The organism is Neorhizobium sp. USDA 3394 (assembly GCF_056280385.1).
Genome location: NZ_JBWCDU010000001.1, coordinates 2526964 through 2544387 on the forward strand (window position 1 = coordinate 2526964; position 17424 = coordinate 2544387).

Here is a 17424-nt window from a genome sequence, read left to right on the forward strand (position 1 = left end):
TTGCCGCACCCCTCAGTCATACACCCGCTTGACGTTCGCCACGCAGTCGAGATCCTTCATCTGGCTCAACAGCTGGTTCAGCTGGCGCAGGTCCCAGACCTCCACCTCCATGGTGATCTCGGAGAAATCGGCGGCGCGGTTGCTGCCCATGGTCAGCGTGCGGATGTTGACGTCGAGATGGGCGATCGTCTGAGTGACGGTTGCGAGCGTGCCGGGCTCGTTCAGCGTGTTGACCTCGATCCTGGCGGGGAAGCGGGACTTGTTGGCCTCGTCGAGATCCCAGCGCACGTCGATCCAGCTGTCCGGCTGATCATCGAATCGCTGCAGGGCGGACGCCTGGATCGGGTAGATGGTGATGCCCTTGTTCTTTTCCATGATACCGACGATGCGGTCGCCGGGCACGGCGCCGCTCGGCGCGAAGCGTACCTGCAGGTTGCCGGAAAGGCCGCGGATCGGCAGCGGATCGGGACCGGCCTCGATTTCCTCGGGCGAGACGCGCCGCTGGTTCGGCAGCTTGAAGATCATGCCCGAGGCGCTGGGCATGTTGAACCAGCCGTCGTCGGCGGCCGGCTTCACGGTAACCCGCTCGTCCTTGTAATCCGGGAAGACGGCGCGCAGCACGTCGAGCGAGGAGAGTTCGCCGCGCCCGACGGCGGCGATGGCATCCTCGACATCCTTGTGGGCAAGCCGGTGCAGCGCGGGTTTCAGCGTCTCGCGGGAAAAGACCTTGCCGGCGCGCTCGAAGGTGCGCTCGAGGATACGGTGGCCAAGGCCGGCATATTGCTTACGGATCGCCATGCGGGTGGCGCGGCGGATCGCCGAGCGCGCCTTGCCGGTGACGACGATCTCTTCCCAGGCGGCGGGCGGCACCTGCACGCCGGAGCGGATGATCTCCACCTCGTCGCCGTTGTTGAGCCTCGTCACCAGCGGCATGATCCGGCCGTTGATCTTGGCGCCGACCGTGGTGTTGCCGATATTGGTGTGGACCGCGTAGGCGAAATCGATCGGAGTGGCGCCGCGTGGCAGGGCGATCAGCTTGCCCTTGGGGGTGAAACAGAAGACCTGGTCCTGGAACAGTTCAAGCTTGGTGTGCTCCAGGAATTCTTCCGGATTGTCGCCTTCGGCAAGCGACTCGATCGTGTGCCGCAGCCAGGAATAGGCGTTGGATTCCTTCGGCAGCAGCTCCCCGCCCCTGCCATCCTTGTAGAGCGCGTGGGCCGCGATCCCGTACTCGGCGATCTCCTGCATCAGCTGGGTGCGGATCTGCAGCTCGATGCGCTGGCGCGACGGGCCGACGATGGTGGTGTGGATGGAGCGATAGTCGTTCTGCTTCGGGTTCGAGATATAGTCCTTGAACCGTCCGGGCACGACGCGCCAGCGGGTGTGGACAATGCCGAGCGCCCGGTAGCAGGACGGGATATCGCCGACGATGATGCGGAAACCGTAGACGTCCGAAAGCTGCTCGAAGGAAAGCGACTTCGACTGCATCTTGCGGAACACCGAATAGGGTTTCTTCTGGCGCCCCTTGACGAAGGCGTCCTTGAGACCGTTGGCGATCAGCAGTTCGCGCAACTCGTCCTCGATCTTCTTGATCAGGCCCTCGTTGCGAGCTTCGAGATCGGCAAGCCTCTGGGTGACGGTGTCGTAGGCTTCCGGGTTCATGTAGCGGAAGGACAGTTCCTCCAGCTCGTCGCGCATATCCTGCATGCCCATGCGGCCGGCAAGCGGCGCATAGATATCCATCGTCTCTTCGGAAATGCGGGCCTTCTGCTCGGCCTTCATGTGCTCGAGCGTGCGCATGTTGTGCAGGCGGTCGGCGAGCTTGACGAGGAGAACGCGCACGTCGTCGGAAATGGCGAGCAGCAGCTTGCGCAGGTTTTCCGCCTGCTTGGCCTTCTTGGAGACGAGGTCGAGGCGCTTCAGCTTGGTGAGGCCCTCGACCAGCCGTCCGATATCCTCGCCGAACAGTTCGTCGATCTCGGCACGGGTGGCGGTGGTATCTTCGATCGTATCGTGCAGCAGGGCGACCGCGATGGTCGACTCGTCGAGATGCATGTCGGTGAGGATGGCGGCGACTTCGAGCGGATGGGAAATATAGGGGTCGCCGCTGGCGCGCTTCTGCTGGCCATGCTTCTGCATGGCATAGACATAGGCCTTGTTGAGCAGAGCTTCGTTGGCTTCGGGCTTGTATTTTTGAACCCGCTCCACGAGCTCGTATTGCCGCATCATCCTGAAAAATGTCCTCGATACCGCTTCAGTGCCTGCGAATGGGCACTGGACGAAAAGAAAATGGCGCGCCAACCGGGAAGGTTGGCGCCGCCATCATAAAACATTCAAGCAGATTAGGGCGAGAGAATGAACGAAAACTTGCTAAGCGAATGTTTCGCTTAGTAATCGTCACTCTTTTCCGGCGGCACGAGACCTTCGATGCCGGCGAGCAGTTCCTCTTCCGACATCTGGTCGAAGGTAACGGCTTCCGGAGCGTCTTCTTCCTCGTCGCGATCCGAGGCGGTCGATCCGCTTCCGGCAGCGATCAGCGAAGCCGGATCGGGCTCGGGCTCGTCCACTTCGACATGTTTCTGCAGCGAATGGATGAGGTCTTCCTTGAGGTCGTCCGGGGAAAGCGTCTCATCGGCGATTTCGCGAAGGGCGACGACAGGGTTCTTGTCATTGTCGCGGTCGATGGTGATCGAGGCGCCCTGCGAGATCTGGCGGGCGCGGTGGCTCGCGAGCAGGACCAGTTCGAACCTGTTGTCGACTTTGTCAATGCAATCTTCTACTGTGACACGGGCCATTGCCTGTCCTTTGATCGGTGATTTTCGGAATTGATACGCCCGATACAGCCATTGCGCGGCAAATTCAAGTTTTTCCTGAGAGTTGACTTTTGACAAGCCGCATCGCGTCTTCTGGGGGCGCCCGCGAATTTCAACCCAAAGCTGCTTGGATTATTACGAATCGTGCCATAAATGACAGTTATATGAATAGTTCGTAATGTAGTGGATTATTCCGGAGATTTGGTTCGGCTTATATTGACCAAGTCTCCACCTGCAAAGCAGGTTGATAAGAAAAGGGGATGGAGACCACATGTTTGACCCAAGGGAGAAGATTGCTCTCTTCATAGACGGCGCAAATCTTTACGCTGCTTCGAAAAGCCTCGGCTTCGACATCGATTACCGTAAATTGCTCAAGGCTTTTCAGAAGCGCGGTTATCTTCTACGCGCCTATTACTATACCGCGTTGATAGAAGACCAGGAATATTCCTCGATCCGGCCGCTGATCGATTGGCTCGATTACAACGGCTACAAGGTGGTCACCAAGCCCGCCAAGGAATTCACCGACTCGATGGGCCGCCGCAAGATCAAGGGCAACATGGACATCGAGCTTGCGATCGATGCCATGGAACAGTCGGAAACCGTCGATCATCTCGTGCTGTTTTCCGGCGACGGCGACTTCACCACGCTGGTGGAAGCGCTGCAGCGGAAAGGCCGCAAGGTTTCCGTGGTTTCGACCATGGCGACCCAACCTCCGATGATCGCCGACGACCTGCGCCGCCAGGCCGACCATTTCATCGACCTCGTGTCGCTGAAGGCGGAAGTCGGCCGCGATCCGTCCGAACGCCCGGTGCGTCCGGCGGAAACGACCGAAACCACCGATCTCTGATCATCCGGCATCCGCGATATCAAAAAGAAGAATAGGCGCCCGTTTTTCGGCGGCGCCTTTTTTCGTTCTGGGCTAGAAAAGATCCATGCTTTTCGAACGCCCTTCCGATGATCTTCTTTACGAAGCGCTGGTCGCCCGCGACGCCTCCTATGAAGGTTTTGCCTGGGCGGCGGTGAAGACGACGGGCATTTTCTGCCGGCTCACCTGTCCCGCCCGCAAGCCGAAGCGGGAAAACACCAGTTTTTTCGAGACGATTGCCGAATGCATGGAGGCCGGTTTCCGGCCCTGCAGCCGTTGTAGGCCGATGCTGAAATTCGGCGAGGCGGATCCGATGGTGACGCGGTTGCTTTCGGCGCTCGATACGGAGCCCTTTCGTCGCTGGAGCGAGGAGGATGTCGTTTCGCTCGGCATCGACCCCTCCACCGCCCGGCGGGCCTTCAAGCGCCAGTTCGGCATGAGTTTCCTTGAGATCGCCAGGCTGAGGCGGATGGGCAAGGCGGCCGAGACGCTGAAGGAAGGCGCGAGCGTTCTCGATGCGCAGCTCGATGCCGGTTATGAATCCGGCAGTGGGTTCCGTAGCGCGGTGACCAAGCTGTTCGGTGCGGCCCCCGCAAACCTGCGTGCCAAGACGCTGCTCAGGGCCGACTGGATCGAAACGCCGATCGGGCCGATGATGGCGATCGCCGACCAGCATTCGCTGCACCTGCTCGAATTCGCAGAGCGCAAGGCGCTGCCGGCGGAAATCAGGAAACTGCAGAAATTCACAGGCAGCGGCATCGTCATGGGACGCCATCCACCGATCGACCAGATCGAGGCGGAGCTGAAGGCTTATTTTGCCGGCGAGGATCTGGGCTTCAACACTCGGCTTGCCGGGCACGGATCGCCTTTCCAGCGCCAAGTCTGGGAGGCATTGCGGGCGATCCCGGCCGGGGTGTCCACGACCTACGGGGCGGTCGCTGCCGAACTCAACCTCCCCTCCTCCACCCGTGCGGTGGCGGGTGCCAACGGCGCAAACCAGATCGCCATCGTCATCCCCTGCCACCGCCTGATCGGCGCCGACGGCAGCCTCACCGGTTACGGCGGCGGCCTGTGGCGCAAGCGCTGGCTGCTGGAGCATGAGCGGCGGATGGTGGTGCGGAACGGTTAGGGGCGTTCGAAGTATTGCGGATGCTACCCCCCTCTGCCCTGCCGGGCATCTCCCCCTCAAGGGGGGAGATCGGGTGGAGCATGCTAACTGTTTCCTCTTTAAGGTCTCACCCTCGGCTGGAAAATTTGGGGGAATGACGGTCGCGCCGCTTGTGATCTCCCCCCTTGAGGGGGAGATGCCCGGCAGGGCAGAGGGGGGTGACGCCACCCACCAACTTCACACGGATGCCGGTTCGGTGAACTCAAGCCCCGACCGCGACTGCCGCTTCGCCTTCCTGGCGCGAAACACCGTTTCGACGATCAAGGCCAACGGCAGGCCGATGAAGAACGGGATGAAGAAATAGATCACCCGGAAGGCGACGAGCGAGCCGATCGAGGCCTGGTCGCCCATCACGTGGCGGACGGTCGCTTCCAGCACGCCGAGACCGCCCGGCGCGTGGGTGATGAGGATTGCGAGATTGGCAAGCACGAAGGCCGTGGCAGCCTTGAGGTAACTGACATCCGCGGTGGCGGCCATGACCTCGCGCAGGCAGGCGGAGACCAGGGCGAAGTTGATCGTGCCGATCACCACCTGGGCAATGGCGATCTTCAGGGTCGGCATTTCGAAGGTCCAGGAGCGGATCTTCAGCGGCGTGCGCACGAAAGCCGCGAGCGCGAGGTAACCGGCTGTTGCGCCAAGGCAGGCAAAACCGATCGCGATGATCACGGCGTTGCTCAAACCGAGGACAGAAGCGGCATCTCCGGGGTTGACGATCATGACGATGCCCGACAGCACCGCCATGCCGATGCCGACAGTGACGCCCGACAGCAGCACGATCTTGGCCACATCCTCGGTGCTCATGCCCCAATGGGCATAATAACGATAACGCAGTGCGCCGCTGCTCAAGCCGGAAAGCCCGACGCTCTGGCCGATCGAGAGCGCAATGAACGAGGCAAGCCCGATCTTCGGATAGGAGAGATCGTTCTTCACGTAACGCACGCCAGCCCAGTCGAAGCCCGAGAGGCAGACATAGGAACCGAAGGCGAAGAGCAGCGCCATCAACAGATTAGCAGTCGGGATCGCCCGGAAGGATTCGACGATCTCGGACAGCGTGAAATCGCGGAACGTATGGTAGAGCAGATATCCGGCAGCCCCGAAGCCGACGACCAGCATGACGTAAGTGAAGATTTTCTTTCGCGTCATCGCCCCATAACCCGCTCGCGCTCCAAGATCACACGCAACGGGCGGATGCGGATTTTGTTCCTGGAGCGGGACGCCGCCCATACACGCGCGAGCCGATATGAAGCTCCTGGAGGAGACTGCCCTCTCCTTCGTCGTCCTCGGGTCGAGCCCGAGGATGACGGAGTTTGTGGCACCGCATCGGCCCCCCACCGACTCCGGCGGGGATCAGTTCGACTTCAACAGCCGCGACTTCTGGCGGTTCCAGTCGCGTTCCTTCTCCGTCTCGCGCTTGTCGTGCAGCTTCTTGCCCTTCGCGAGCGCGAGTTCGAGCTTGGCACGGCCCTTTTCGTTGAAATAGATCTTCAACGGCACCAGCGTCATGCCTTCGCGGTTGATGCCGGCGCGCAGGCGGCCGATCTCGCGCTTGGAGAGCAGAAGCTTGCGGCGGCGGCGCGGTTCGTGATTGAAACGGTTGGCCTGCAGGTATTCGGGCAGGTGCGAATTGATCAGCCAGATTTCGTTGCCCTCGTCGGAGGCATAGGATTCGGCGATATTGGCCTTGCCTTCGCGCAAAGACTTGACCTCGGTCCCGGTCAGGACCAGGCCGGCCTCATAGGTATCCATGATTTCATAGTTGTAGCGGGCCTTGCGGTTCTCCGCGACAATCTTGTTGACCGTACGCTGGCTGCCTTTGGGGGCCATGGGTGTATTCCGTTCCGCCCTTTATCCGAAAACAAATCCCCGCCCATGGGCTATGAGCGGGGTTACTTGTCTATGTAATGCGGCGAGAGCCGAAAGTGAAGCGGTGAGCGCGGAAGCGTCTCAGTTCAACAGGCCGGCGTGGCGCAGGGCCGCGTCGATCGCCGCTTCGGTTGCCGGCTCCAGCGTCGAGACAAGCGGCGAGCGAACCGTGCGGTTCATGCCGCGGATCCGGTTGAGGCCGTATTTGGCGCCACAGAGGCCGGGTTCCAGGAAGATCGCCTTGTGCAGCGGCATCAGCCGGTCCTGGTATTCCAGCGCCTTGGCATAATCGCCGGCAAGCGTCGCCGCCTGGAATTCCGCGCAGAGGCGCGGCGCGACATTGGCCGTCACCGAGATGCAGCCGACGCCGCCATGGGCGTTGAAGCCGAGCGCTGTCGCATCTTCGCCCGAGAGCTGCACGAAGTCCTCGCCACAGGTGATGCGCTGTTCCGAGACGCGCTCGATCTTGCCGGTCGCATCCTTTACGCCGACGATGTTCCGGTGCGCCTTCACGAGCGCGCCCATCGTTTCCGGCGACATGTCGATGACCGAACGCGGCGGGATATTGTAGATGATGATCGGCAGTTTCGTCGCTTCGGCGATCGCCGAAAAATGTGCGATCATGCCCTTCTGGGTCGGCTTGTTGTAATAAGGCGTGACGACGAGGACGGCATCGGCGCCGGCCTTTTCCGCATGCACGGCAAGCTCGACCGCTTCGCGCGTATTGTTGGAGCCGGCACCGGCGATCACGGGTACCCGCTTTTTCGCCACTTCGACGCAGAGTTCCACGACGCGCCTGTGCTCGTCATGGCTCAGCGTCGGCGATTCACCGGTGGTGCCGACAGGCACCAGGCCGCTGCTGCCTTCGCCGATCTGCCAATCCGCGTGCGCGGCAAAAGCCTGCTCATCCACGGCACCATCGGCGGTGAACGGGGTGACCAGGGCGGGCATCGATCCCTTGAACATGCAAAACTCCCAATCGACAGCGTTCATTCTGCTGCCGCAATCCATGACTATGAGGAGCGTTCAGGACATTTGGACGGGCCGCGACGCAGCCGATCTTTCCCGAAAGCCTCTCAGGTCGCGCACCATAAAGCGGCGGGAAAGCGACGACAAGCGCAAGTGCCAGGGATTTCATATGGAATCTCATATAAGAAACCGCGCATTTTCATAAACGGGGTAAGCTTTCGTTAACATGGCTGGCGGCTAATAAGGGGACGACTATTTTCGCGAGTTACCGGATGTACAGGCCTGTTCTGATCCTCGCAGCACTGGGGCTCGGCGTTGCGAGCATGCATGCATTTGCCGCATCGCTGCCCGAAAGCATGGCCCCCCTTCCCTATATGAAGCCCGAAAACCCGGTGGCGATCACCATGCCGGCCGCGATGCCGGTACCTGACGTCACCGGCACGATCCCGAGGACCGGTCCGCTGGTGGTGGCGCCCGAGCTGAAAGCCGGGCTCGACGCGCTTGCCGGCAACGACATCGCCGCCGCCCTTGCCACACGCAACGGCCTCGCCGAAGGCTCGCTCGACCGGCATATCCTCACTTGGGCGATTGCCACATCCGGTGCGTCGGGCGTGCCGTCGGGTGAGATCGCCGCCGCGCAGACGGAACTAAAGGGTTGGCCGGGCCTGAAGGGCCTGCGCGCCAATTCCGAACGCGCGCTTTACCGCGAAAGTCCGCCCGCCTCGACGGTACTTGCCGCCTTCGGCTCGACCCGGCCGGAAACCACCGAGGGGACGCTCATCCTTGCCCGCGCGCTGGCCGCCTCGGCCAGGCAGGCGGAGGCTGCCCGTCCGCTGCGGCAGATCTGGTTCACCGAAACGCTCGACAAGCCGACCGAAGACAAGATCCTCGCCGAATTCTCCGCGCTTCTCACCACCGCCGACCACAAGGCGCGGATGGACTTCCTGATGTACAAGGGACGCGCGGCACAGGCCAAGCGTTTCGGCGATCTCGGCAAGGCGCAATCGCTCTACAAGGCCTGGACCGCCGTCATCAGCAATGCCAAGAATGCCGAGGTGCTGCTGAACGGCGTCGATGGTTCCCTGAAGGACGACGCCGGCTATCTTTTCGCCCGCGTCGAATACCTGCGGCGGCAGGACAAGTACCGAGACGCCGCGGACCTGCTCGAAAAGGCCCCGCGCGACGCGGCCAAGCTGGTCAACACGACGGAATGGTGGAACGAGCGGCGCATCGTGGCGCGCGGCCTCGCCGACCAGGGCGAGTTTAAGCTCGCATACCGGACCGCGGCCAATTATGTCGCGGCCTCCTCCACCGATATCGTCGATGCGGAATTCCACGCCGGCTGGTATGCGCTGCAGGCGATGCATGAGCCGGCGACCGCCGAAAAACATTTCCGCAAGATCCTCGAGACTTCGAACAAGCCGCTTTCAGCGTCGCGCGCCCTCTACTGGCTCGGCCGGGCCGCGGAAGATGGCGGTCCGGGCAATGCCAAGGAGTTCTTCGCCAAGGCGGCGCATTTCTCGAGCACGTTCTCTACGGCCAGCTTGCCGCCGCCCGCCTCGACCTCAAGGCTCTCGACGTCACCTACCCCATGCCGAGCGGCACGGATCGCCAGAATTTCGAAAGCCGCGAAGCCGTGCGGGCGATCGCAAGGCTGGAAGATGCCGGCCACGGCAAACGCGCGGCCGCGCTCTATCGCGCGCTGGCGGAAGAGATGACCAGCCCGGGAGAACTCGCAATTCTCGCGGCAAGAGCCGAATCGGAAGACAATCACGCCCTGTCACTGCAGATCGGCAAGACGGCTTTCAGCCGCGGCATCGATGTGGCCGCACTCGCCTTCCCGATCGGCGTCATCCCGGCCGGTGCCGATATCGAAGGTTCCGGCAAGGCGCTCGCCTATGCGATTGCCCGTCAGGAAAGCGCCTTCAACCCGGGCGCGGTTTCACCCGCCAATGCCCGCGGCCTGTTGCAGATCCTGCCCGGCACAGCGCAGGGCGTCGCCAAGCGGCACGGACTGACCTATGCGGCGGCGCGGCTGACCACGGATGCGGGCTACAACGCCACCCTCGGCGCCCATTATCTCGGCGAACAGATCGACACGTTCGGCGGCTCCTACATCCTCACCTTCATCGCCTACAATGCCGGCCCGAAACGCGTGCCCGAATGGATCACCCGCTACGGCGACCCGCGCGGCAAGTCTCTCGACGAGGTCGTCGACTGGATCGAGCGCATCCCCTTCCCCGAAACCCGCAACTACGTGCAGCGGGTGATGGAGAACTACCAGGTCTACAAGGCCAGGCTCGGGCAGAAGGCGGATATCGAAGCGGATTTGCGGTTCGGCCGGCGATAATCAGGCCGCGGCCTGATCGAGTCTGATCTTTTCTCGCTTACCTGAGGGGCGGCGGAGCGCTTTGCACTCGCGGGCGATGGCGTTATCCGCATCGGCAGCCCCCCATCCGACATCTGACTGGGCGGTGCCACGCGACCTCCACCGGCACCTGCGCCGCTGCAGTTTGACATTTCCCAAAACAAAAAGCCCGGCGCGAGGCCGGGCTTCTAAAACTCAATCCGATCAAATCAGATTAGAAGTCGCGCTGCAGGCGGACGATACCCTGTACCGTGCCATCGTTATCGCCAATTTCCTGATAGTTTACGGCAACCTTGGCAGCGAAGTTTTCGACGATCTGGTAGTTGACGGTTACGCCAGCGCCCCAGGCATCGTCGCCGAAGAAGTCGCCGTCTGCGTCAACTTCCGTGTTCCAGATGTACTGGGCTTCCGGAATGATTTCGAGCTTGTCGGTTGCCTTGAAGGAATAGGCAACGGCCAGAGCTGCTTCGCCAGCGCCGGTATCGGTTACGCCGTAGTAGGCATTGTCACCCGACGACCAAACGCCGGAGAGGTAGAAGGTGCCCGGACCAACGGCAACAGAGCCGATCGCACGGACAGCGCCGTCTTCGGCACCGAAGTCATAAGAACCGAGCAGTTCGAGCTTGGCCGGGCCGATCGCTGCCTGGATGATAGCCTCGATACCGACGTTCTGGCCACCAACGCCCTGAAGACGCGACAGTTCGTCAACCTGGATGCCAGCCGTGAAGGCAGTGCCGGTGTAGGTGTAGGAGATCGACTGCAGACGGTTCGAACCGAGGTTGTCGAGTTCGCCCGGAAGGTCGTTAGCATCCCACCAGTTCAACCAACGACCGACGCGGAAACCGCCGAGCTGGATATAGGCTTCATTGATGTAAGCGCCGTTGGAGCTGCCGTTGGACGTGTAACCAACGTCCTGGTTGGCTTCAAAACGAACCGAAGCAACCGAGGTCAGCGTGCCGAGTTCGGTGTCGGACTTCGCGGTGAAGTCGAGCTGAGCGCGGCTGTACGAATCCCAGTCGCCGTTGTTGAAGCTGTTCGTGTCTTCACCGAAGCCGACTTCGAAACGGACATAACCACCGACCTTGAGGCAGGTTTCAGTGCCCGGGATGTAGAAATAACCAGTGCCGAACGCGTCGCAGACACGAACGTATTCCATAGGCTCCGGTTCGGCAGCGACGATGGCGTCGGCAGCCTGAGCACCGGAAACTGCCGCGAGAGCCGCTGCAGAACCGAGAAGAAGGCTCTTAATGTTCATTCTTTTGACCTCCAGTCAATTTCTCTGAATGCTAGTTCGCGCCCGACCAAAAATCGATCAAACACGTAAAGGCCGCGCAAGCAGCCCTATCCCCCGATATCAACTCCCCATGTGGAGGCCCTGCATTGAGGCCAACCATTTATAGAGAACTCCCCCGGAAAGCCGGGGGAGTTCCTTTATTATTAGAACGTGCGGTCGAGACGGACGAAGCCATCCCAGAACTTGTTTTCACGCGACGTCAAACCATCGACCTGAGTCTGGTTGTAGTTCGCAGTGAGCTTTGCAGTGAAGCCCGGAACGATCGTGTAATCGACCGTCAGACCAACGCGGTAAGCTTCGTCGTTACCGTAATCGCCAACACCGTCAGCAGCATTCCAGATGTAGGAACCGCCGGGGGTGATGGTCAGCTTGTCGGCAACCTTGAAGGCATAAGAAGCAGCCAGGGTCCATTCGCCACGGTTGGCGTAGGCATTGTCGTTGTTCGCATCACCGAGACCGCTCGACCAGATGGCGAGAGCCTGGAGGGTGCCCGGGCCGACCGGAGCCGAGATGAGGGCGCGAACTGCACCTTCTTCTGCACCCAGATCGTAAGCGCCGAGAAGGTCGAAAGCTACGCCGCCGAACTTGGTCGTTACGAGAGCTTCGACACCGACGTTCTGGCCACCAACGCCCTGAAGACGCGACAGTTCGTCAACCTGTACACCAGCGGTGAAGGCGCTACCCGTGTAGAAGTAGCCAACAGACTGCATGCGGGTGTTCTGGCTACCGGAGTTCCAATCGGATTCGCCGTTGATACCCTTATCCCAAGGGTTGTAGTAACGACCAACCTTGAAGCCGCCGAGCTGGATGTAGGCTTCGTTGATGTAGGCGCCGTTGGAGCTGGCGTTGGACGTGTAAGCAACGTCCTGGTTAGCTTCGAAACGAACCGAAGCAACCGAGGTCAGCGTGCCAAGCTCGGTGTCCGACTTCGCGGTGAAGTCGAGCTGAACGCGCGACCAGGTATCCCAGTCGGTGTCGTTGAACGAGTTCTGATCCTGGCCGATGTTGGCTTCAAAACGGACATAACCGCCGATCTTGAGGCAGGTTTCGGTGCCCGGGATGTAGAAGTAGCCGGTGCCGAAAGCGTCGCAAACGCGAACGTATTCCATGGGCTCCGGTTCAGCAGCTACGATGGCGTCAGCTGCCTGAGCGCCGGAGACTGCTGCGAGGGCAGCAGCGGAGCCGAGAAGAAGGCTCTTGATGTTCATTTTTGACCTCCAGTCAAAATTGATTGGCTGGAGGGGCGTCGGGCTTGGTTATTAGGTACGGCGACTAAGGCCTTCTGAGGAGAATTGGGAGGCAGACGTCTAAGTCATGAGAGGCTAGGTGTGCATATCGCATGGTCATTTGCAGGGTCTGATGCCCTAACCACATTTGCACTCGCCGGATGTCGATCCCGCCGCGTACCAAGCGCGATGCGCAGGTGTGACGTAGAACGTGGGGAACGACGTCGTCGTCGGTTCCTAGGCCGACCTCTGCCTTCGCGGCGTTCCAGATCCAACGGAAACGCTGCTGATCGACGGAAGCAAAAGGGCCTTCTACAGCGCCCGTTTGCGCTTCGATCGCTTCGATCGCGCGAGGTGTTAGTGGGACGGTTCGGCTCTTGCCTGACTTCGTGATCCAGAAGGTAGCGCGGTTTTCGTGGAGGTCGTTCCAGCGGAGGCCGATCCCTTCCCCTAGTCTGGCACCGGTGTCGACGAGGAAGACGCAGAGAGCATAGTAGAGTTCATCTTTTGCGCGGATCGCGGAGAAGAGACGGTCCTCTTCTTCAAACTCGAGAAAGCGGATGCGACCCGCCTTTTCTTTCTGGCGGCGGAATTCAGGTAAGCTGTGGATTTCACCCATCTTGAACGCTTTCCGCAGCAGCTTGCTCAGCGCCGCCATCTTTCGATTGATGGTCGCATTGCTGTTGCCACGTTTGCGTAGGTCGCCGATCAGTCGGTCCACCATTTCGTCCGTGAAGGCCTCGAACGCTTGGCCGAGAAGGATCTCGTCGAGTTCGCTAATGAAAGCCCTTACGTTACTTTTATGGCTTCCCGGCTCCCAAAGGATGTCTACATACCGTTCGAGAAGGGTGGTGAGCCTATAAGACTTCACGACCTTGGGGCCGCTGGCATGGAACTGGTAATTGACAGCGTAGGATTGACCGAATGAGCGGAGGTCGAAAGCCTCCCCCTTTTTCTCGGTTTCCTTTCCCATCCTGCCCTCGCCGGTCGCGGAAGGGCAAGAATCGATGGAACGGCGAAGACTTCAATGGGTGATGATGGCGCCGGGCCTTTCTGGACCCGCATAATTCACCGTGTCGTGGCCGAGCAGCAACAGCCCGCGGTCTTGCGACCGCGGGCTGGCATTTGATTAGAAATCGCGCTGCAGGCGGACGATACCCTGTACCGTGCCGTCATCATCGCCAACTTCGACGTAGTTTACAGCAACCTTGGCAGCGAAGTTTTCGACGATCTGGTAGTTGACGGTAACGCCAGCGCCCCAGGCATCTTCACCGAAGAAGTCGCCGTCTGCATCAACTTCCGTGTTCCAGATGTACTGGGCTTCCGGAATGATTTCGAGCTTGTCGGTTGCCTTGAAGGCATAGGCGACAGCTACAGCCGCTTCACCAGCACCGGTATCGGTTACGCCGTAGTAGGCATTGTCACCCGAAGACCAAACGCCGGAGAGGTAGAAGGTGCCCGGACCAACCGCAACAGAGCCGATCGCACGGACAGCACCGTCTTCGGCACCGAAGTCATAAGAACCGAGCAGTTCGAGCTTGGCCGGACCGATCGCTGCCTGGATGATAGCTTCGATACCGACGTTCTGACCGCCAACGCCCTGAAGACGCGACAGTTCGTCAACCTGAATGCCAGCCGTGAAGGCCGAGCCGGTGTAGGTGTAGGAGATCGACTGCAGACGGTTCGAACCGAGGTTGTCGAGTTCGCCCGGCAGGTCGTTAGCATCCCACCAGTTCAACCAGCGACCGACGCGGAAACCGCCGAGCTGGATGTAGGCTTCGTTGATGTAGGCATCGTTCACATCGCCGCTACCGGCGGTGATGTTCGAGGCGTAGCCAACGTCCTGGTTAGCTTCAAAGCGAACCGAGGCAACCGAGGTCAGCGTGCCGAGTTCGGTGTCGGACTTCGCGGTGAAGTCGAGCTGAGCGCGGCTGTACGAATCCCAGTCGCCGCCACTAAAGCCGTTCGTGTCGTCACCAAAGCCGACTTCAAAACGGACATAACCACCGATCTTGAGGCAGGTTTCAGTGCCCGGGATGTAGAAGTAACCAGTGCCGAACGCGTCGCAGACGCGGACGTATTCCATGGGCTCCGGTTCGGCCGCGACGATGGCGTCGGCAGCCTGAGCGCCGGAAACTGCCGCGAGAGCCGCTGCAGAACCGAGAAGAAGGCTCTTAATGTTCATTCTTTTGACCTCCAGTCAATTTCTCTGAATGCTAGTTCGTGCCCGACCAAAAATTGATCAAACACGTAAAGGCCGCATAAGCAGCCCTATCCCCCGATATCAACTCCCCATGTGGAGGCCCTGCATAGAGGCCAACCATCTATAAAAAACTCCCCCGGCGAACCGGGGGAGTTCCATTATGATTAGAACGTGCGATCGAGACGGACGAAGCCATCCCAGAACTCGTCAGCCGCAGTCTGAACCTTGTTGTAGTTCGCGGTGACCTTGGCGGTGAAGCCCGGAACGATCGTGTAGTCGACCGTCAGACCAACGCGGTAAGCTTCGTCGCTACCGTAATCGCCAACACCGTCAGCAGCATTCCAGATGTAGGAACCGCCGGGGGTGATGGTCAGCTTGTCGGCAACCTTGAAGGCATAAGAAGCAGCCAGGGTCCATTCACCACGGTTGGCGTAGGCATTTTCGCCGTTCGCATCACCGAGACCGCTCGACCAGATGGCGAGAGCCTGGAAGGTGCCCGGACCGACCGGAGCCGAGATGAGGGCGCGAACGGCGCCTTCTTCTGCACCAAGGTCATAAGCGCCGAGAAGGTCGAAAGCTACGCCGCCGAACTTGGTCGTCACGAGAGCTTCGATACCGACGTTCTGGCCACCAACGCCCTGAAGACGCGACAGTTCGTCAACCTGTACACCAGCGGTGAAGGCGCTGCCCGTGTAGAAGTAACCGACAGACTGCATACGGGTCGTGCCGGAACCGGAGTTCCAATCGGATTCGCCGTTGATGCCCTTATCCCAAGGGTTGTAGTAACGACCAACCTTGAAGCCGCCGAGCTGGATGTAGGCTTCGTTGATGTAGGCGTCGTTGATGCCGCTACCACCACCGTTGGTGATGTTCGAAGTGTAACCGATGTCCTGGTTGGCTTCGAAACGAACCGAAGCAACCGAGGTCAGCGTGCCAAGCTCGGTGTCCGACTTCGCGGTGAAGTCGAGCTGAACGCGCGACCAGGTATCCCAGTCGGTGTCGTTGAACGAGTTCTGGTCCTGGCCGATGTTGGCTTCAAAACGGACATAACCGCCGATCTTGAGGCAGGTTTCGGTGCCCGGGATGTAGAAGTAGCCGGTGCCGAAAGCGTCGCAAACGCGAACGTATTCCATGGGCTCCGGTTCAGCAGCTACGATGGCGTCAGCTGCCTGAGCGCCGGAGACTGCTGCGAGGGCAGCAGCGGAGCCGAGAAGAAGGCTCTTGATGTTCATTTTTGACCTCCAGTCAAAGTTTCGTATGGGTCTGGGTTCTTTTTGCTGAAGGACAGCATTCCCTGCCCCATCCCCGTCGATTGCTAGAAGAAGGACGATCCACCGCCTCGCTTCCGGATTTGAAAATACAAGACGGGGAAGGTCATGCAATCTGGAACTTCAATCGGGCGCCTTTCCGGTACCCGCTTCCCATAAGTCTGTTGCCGAAAGGACACAAAGCCGGGGACCGGGTTAGGTGGTATTTTACGCTTTGTTAAGAAAGGGCTTATCTGGCAGCCACTTAGCGTCGTGGGGAAAGCTCCGGAAGGGAATCACCTCGCCCGTCACGCGGCGCGACTGCGCAGTCCTGCGAGCAGTGCGCAATGGTCGATTGGAATGGGATTGGGCGGGCGTTTCGAGCCTGGAATGGCGGAGAAGATGGGATTCGAACCCACGATACCCTCTCGGGTATACTCCCTTAGCAGGGGAGCGCCTTCGACCACTCGGCCACCTCTCCGGTCGGGCCTGATTATTGGGAAACGATATCGATGGCAAGGTCTTTTATGGAAATGTCATGCGATTCCCACCGGTCACGACACGCGAATCGCAACAAGTGATTCCATTCTTGCCGCTTCGCTGATTCTCAGTAGCCCGAACGCTGCTTGCCGACGCCGCCACCACGGCCGTAGCGGCCGGCCAGCGATCGCAGCGCCCCGGAAAATTCGGTGACATCGGCGCCGACCGCCACGAAGCTCGCGCCGAGATCGAGATAATGGCGGTTCAGGGATTCGCTGAACGTCAGGATGCCGGCCGCCTTGCCGGATTTCACGATCGTGCCGATTGCCTTCTCGATCACCTCCTGGACCTCCGGGGCCTCCATGCGGCCGAGATACCCCATGTCGGCCGAAAGGTCGGCCGGGCCGATGAAGACGCCGTCGACACCGTCCACCGCGGCGATGTTCTCCAGGTCGCGGATCGAAGCCATTGTCTCGGCCTGGACGATCAGGCAGATCTCGTCTGCAGCCGTCTCGGCATAGTCGGCAATGGAGTTGAAGCCGGAGGCGCGGGCAACGGCCGCACCAACGCCGCGCACGCCGCGCGGCGGATAGTGCACGGCCCTGACGAGCTCCCTCGCCTGTTCGGCCGAATCGACCATCGGCACGAGCAGCGTGCGGGCGCCGATATCGAGCATCTGCTTGATGACCCAGGTTTCGCCGATCGGCGGCCGCACGACCACTTCCGAGGGAGAGGTGGCGAGAGCCTGCAATTGCGCCAGAATGCTGCGCAGGTCGTTCGGCCCGTGTTCGCCGTCGATCACCAGCCAGTCGAAACCGGCATTGCCGGCAATCTCGGCGGTCAGCGCCTCACCCATGTTCAGCCAGAGGCCGATCTGCGGCTGACGGGCCTTGAGCGCCGCCTTGAAGTGATTCCTCGGAGACGGCAT

13 protein-coding genes, 1 tRNA gene and 1 pseudogene are annotated in these 17424 nt (G+C 60.6%); 3 read left to right on the forward strand and 12 right to left on the reverse strand.

The window, feature by feature from the left end:
- Positions 1-12: 12 nt before the first annotated feature.
- Together ACZ9EJ_RS12235 and rpoZ are read right to left on the reverse strand one after the other, a co-directional pair.
- The gene (locus tag ACZ9EJ_RS12235; RefSeq protein ID WP_046641471.1) at positions 13-2229 is read right to left on the reverse strand and encodes a RelA/SpoT family protein; all 2217 of its coding nucleotides are present in this window, start codon (positions 2227-2229) and stop codon (positions 13-15) included.
- Between the two features lie 158 nt (positions 2230-2387).
- On the reverse strand, positions 2388-2795 hold the full coding sequence (rpoZ, locus tag ACZ9EJ_RS12240) for a DNA-directed RNA polymerase subunit omega (RefSeq protein WP_046629916.1): 408 nt from the start codon (positions 2793-2795) through the stop codon (positions 2388-2390).
- A 289-nt stretch (positions 2796-3084) separates the two neighbouring features.
- Between rpoZ and ACZ9EJ_RS12245 the strand changes: the two genes are divergently transcribed.
- Together ACZ9EJ_RS12245 and ACZ9EJ_RS12250 are read left to right on the forward strand one after the other, a co-directional pair.
- Positions 3085-3660, forward strand: coding sequence for a LabA-like NYN domain-containing protein (locus tag ACZ9EJ_RS12245; RefSeq protein WP_046629915.1), 576 nt, complete (start codon positions 3085-3087; stop codon positions 3658-3660).
- A gap of 85 nt (positions 3661-3745) precedes the next feature.
- A complete protein-coding gene (locus tag ACZ9EJ_RS12250) occupies positions 3746-4807 on the forward strand; it encodes a bifunctional transcriptional activator/DNA repair enzyme AdaA (protein ID WP_046641472.1) in 1062 nt (353 codons plus the stop codon).
- Between the two features lie 216 nt (positions 4808-5023).
- On the opposite strand, the gene ACZ9EJ_RS12255 is transcribed toward ACZ9EJ_RS12250, so the two are convergent.
- The 3 genes from ACZ9EJ_RS12255 to dapA all read right to left on the reverse strand — a co-directional run bounded on the left by ACZ9EJ_RS12255 (position 5024) and on the right by dapA (position 7675).
- Positions 5024-5989 (reverse strand): lysylphosphatidylglycerol synthase transmembrane domain-containing protein, encoded by a 966-nt coding sequence (locus tag ACZ9EJ_RS12255; protein WP_046641474.1) that lies wholly within the window; start codon positions 5987-5989, stop codon positions 5024-5026.
- 204 nt (positions 5990-6193) lie between these two features.
- Entirely contained in the window at positions 6194-6670 is a 477-nt protein-coding gene (gene smpB, locus ACZ9EJ_RS12260) for an SsrA-binding protein SmpB (RefSeq protein WP_046611986.1), read from the reverse strand.
- A 120-nt stretch (positions 6671-6790) separates the two neighbouring features.
- Positions 6791-7675 carry a 4-hydroxy-tetrahydrodipicolinate synthase gene (dapA, locus tag ACZ9EJ_RS12265; RefSeq protein ID WP_046641475.1) on the reverse strand — a complete coding sequence of 295 codons (885 nt, stop codon included), beginning with the start codon at positions 7673-7675 and terminating at the stop codon, positions 6791-6793.
- A gap of 359 nt (positions 7676-8034) precedes the next feature.
- On the opposite strand from dapA, the pseudogene ACZ9EJ_RS12270 reads away from it, so the two are divergent.
- Positions 8035-10028 (forward strand): annotated as a pseudogene (locus ACZ9EJ_RS12270) (lytic transglycosylase domain-containing protein).
- Positions 10029-10260: 232 nt separating this feature from the next.
- Here the strand turns inward: ACZ9EJ_RS12270 and ACZ9EJ_RS12275 are convergent.
- The 7 genes from ACZ9EJ_RS12275 to ACZ9EJ_RS12305 form a co-directional block, all read right to left on the reverse strand.
- Positions 10261-11301, reverse strand: a complete 1041-nt coding sequence (locus ACZ9EJ_RS12275) for a porin (protein ID WP_046641477.1) — start codon at positions 11299-11301, stop codon at positions 10261-10263.
- 182 nt (positions 11302-11483) lie between these two features.
- Entirely contained in the window at positions 11484-12548 is a 1065-nt protein-coding gene (locus tag ACZ9EJ_RS12280) for a porin (RefSeq protein WP_046641478.1), read from the reverse strand.
- 64 nt (positions 12549-12612) lie between these two features.
- Complete coding sequence (locus tag ACZ9EJ_RS12285; RefSeq protein ID WP_046629908.1) at positions 12613-13539, reverse strand: tyrosine-type recombinase/integrase; 927 nt, start codon at positions 13537-13539, stop codon at positions 12613-12615.
- Between the two features lie 156 nt (positions 13540-13695).
- The gene (locus ACZ9EJ_RS12290) at positions 13696-14751 is read right to left on the reverse strand and encodes a porin (protein ID WP_046629907.1); all 1056 of its coding nucleotides are present in this window, start codon (positions 14749-14751) and stop codon (positions 13696-13698) included.
- A 182-nt stretch (positions 14752-14933) separates the two neighbouring features.
- Positions 14934-16001 carry a porin gene (locus tag ACZ9EJ_RS12295; RefSeq protein WP_046629906.1) on the reverse strand — a complete coding sequence of 356 codons (1068 nt, stop codon included), beginning with the start codon at positions 15999-16001 and terminating at the stop codon, positions 14934-14936.
- Positions 16002-16407: 406 nt separating this feature from the next.
- Positions 16408-16497, reverse strand: a tRNA-Ser gene (locus tag ACZ9EJ_RS12300).
- Between the two features lie 126 nt (positions 16498-16623).
- Positions 16624-17424: an aldolase/citrate lyase family protein gene (locus ACZ9EJ_RS12305; protein WP_046641479.1), complete on the reverse strand. Its 801-nt coding sequence runs from the start codon at positions 17422-17424 to the stop codon at positions 16624-16626.

Coding starts and splice junctions, on each gene's coding strand:
- ACZ9EJ_RS12275 (WP_046641477.1), bottom strand. CDS start 11,301: ATGAACATTAAGAGCCTTCTTCTCGGTTCTGCAGCGGCTCTCGCGGCA.
- smpB (WP_046611986.1), bottom strand. CDS start 6,670: ATGGCCCCCAAAGGCAGCCAGCGTACGGTCAACAAGATTGTCGCGGAG.
- rpoZ (WP_046629916.1), bottom strand. CDS start 2,795: ATGGCCCGTGTCACAGTAGAAGATTGCATTGACAAAGTCGACAACAGG.
- ACZ9EJ_RS12280 (WP_046641478.1), bottom strand. CDS start 12,548: ATGAACATCAAGAGCCTTCTTCTCGGCTCCGCTGCTGCCCTCGCAGCA.
- ACZ9EJ_RS12285 (WP_046629908.1), bottom strand. CDS start 13,539: ATGGGAAAGGAAACCGAGAAAAAGGGGGAGGCTTTCGACCTCCGCTCA.
- ACZ9EJ_RS12235 (WP_046641471.1), bottom strand. CDS start 2,229: ATGATGCGGCAATACGAGCTCGTGGAGCGGGTTCAAAAATACAAGCCC.
- ACZ9EJ_RS12245 (WP_046629915.1), top strand. CDS start 3,085: ATGTTTGACCCAAGGGAGAAGATTGCTCTCTTCATAGACGGCGCAAAT.
- ACZ9EJ_RS12305 (WP_046641479.1), bottom strand. CDS start 17,424: ATGCCGTCTCCGAGGAATCACTTCAAGGCGGCGCTCAAGGCCCGTCAG.
- ACZ9EJ_RS12250 (WP_046641472.1), top strand. CDS start 3,746: ATGCTTTTCGAACGCCCTTCCGATGATCTTCTTTACGAAGCGCTGGTC.
- dapA (WP_046641475.1), bottom strand. CDS start 7,675: ATGTTCAAGGGATCGATGCCCGCCCTGGTCACCCCGTTCACCGCCGAT.
- ACZ9EJ_RS12255 (WP_046641474.1), bottom strand. CDS start 5,989: ATGACGCGAAAGAAAATCTTCACTTACGTCATGCTGGTCGTCGGCTTC.
- ACZ9EJ_RS12295 (WP_046629906.1), bottom strand. CDS start 16,001: ATGAACATCAAGAGCCTTCTTCTCGGCTCCGCTGCTGCCCTCGCAGCA.
- ACZ9EJ_RS12290 (WP_046629907.1), bottom strand. CDS start 14,751: ATGAACATTAAGAGCCTTCTTCTCGGTTCTGCAGCGGCTCTCGCGGCA.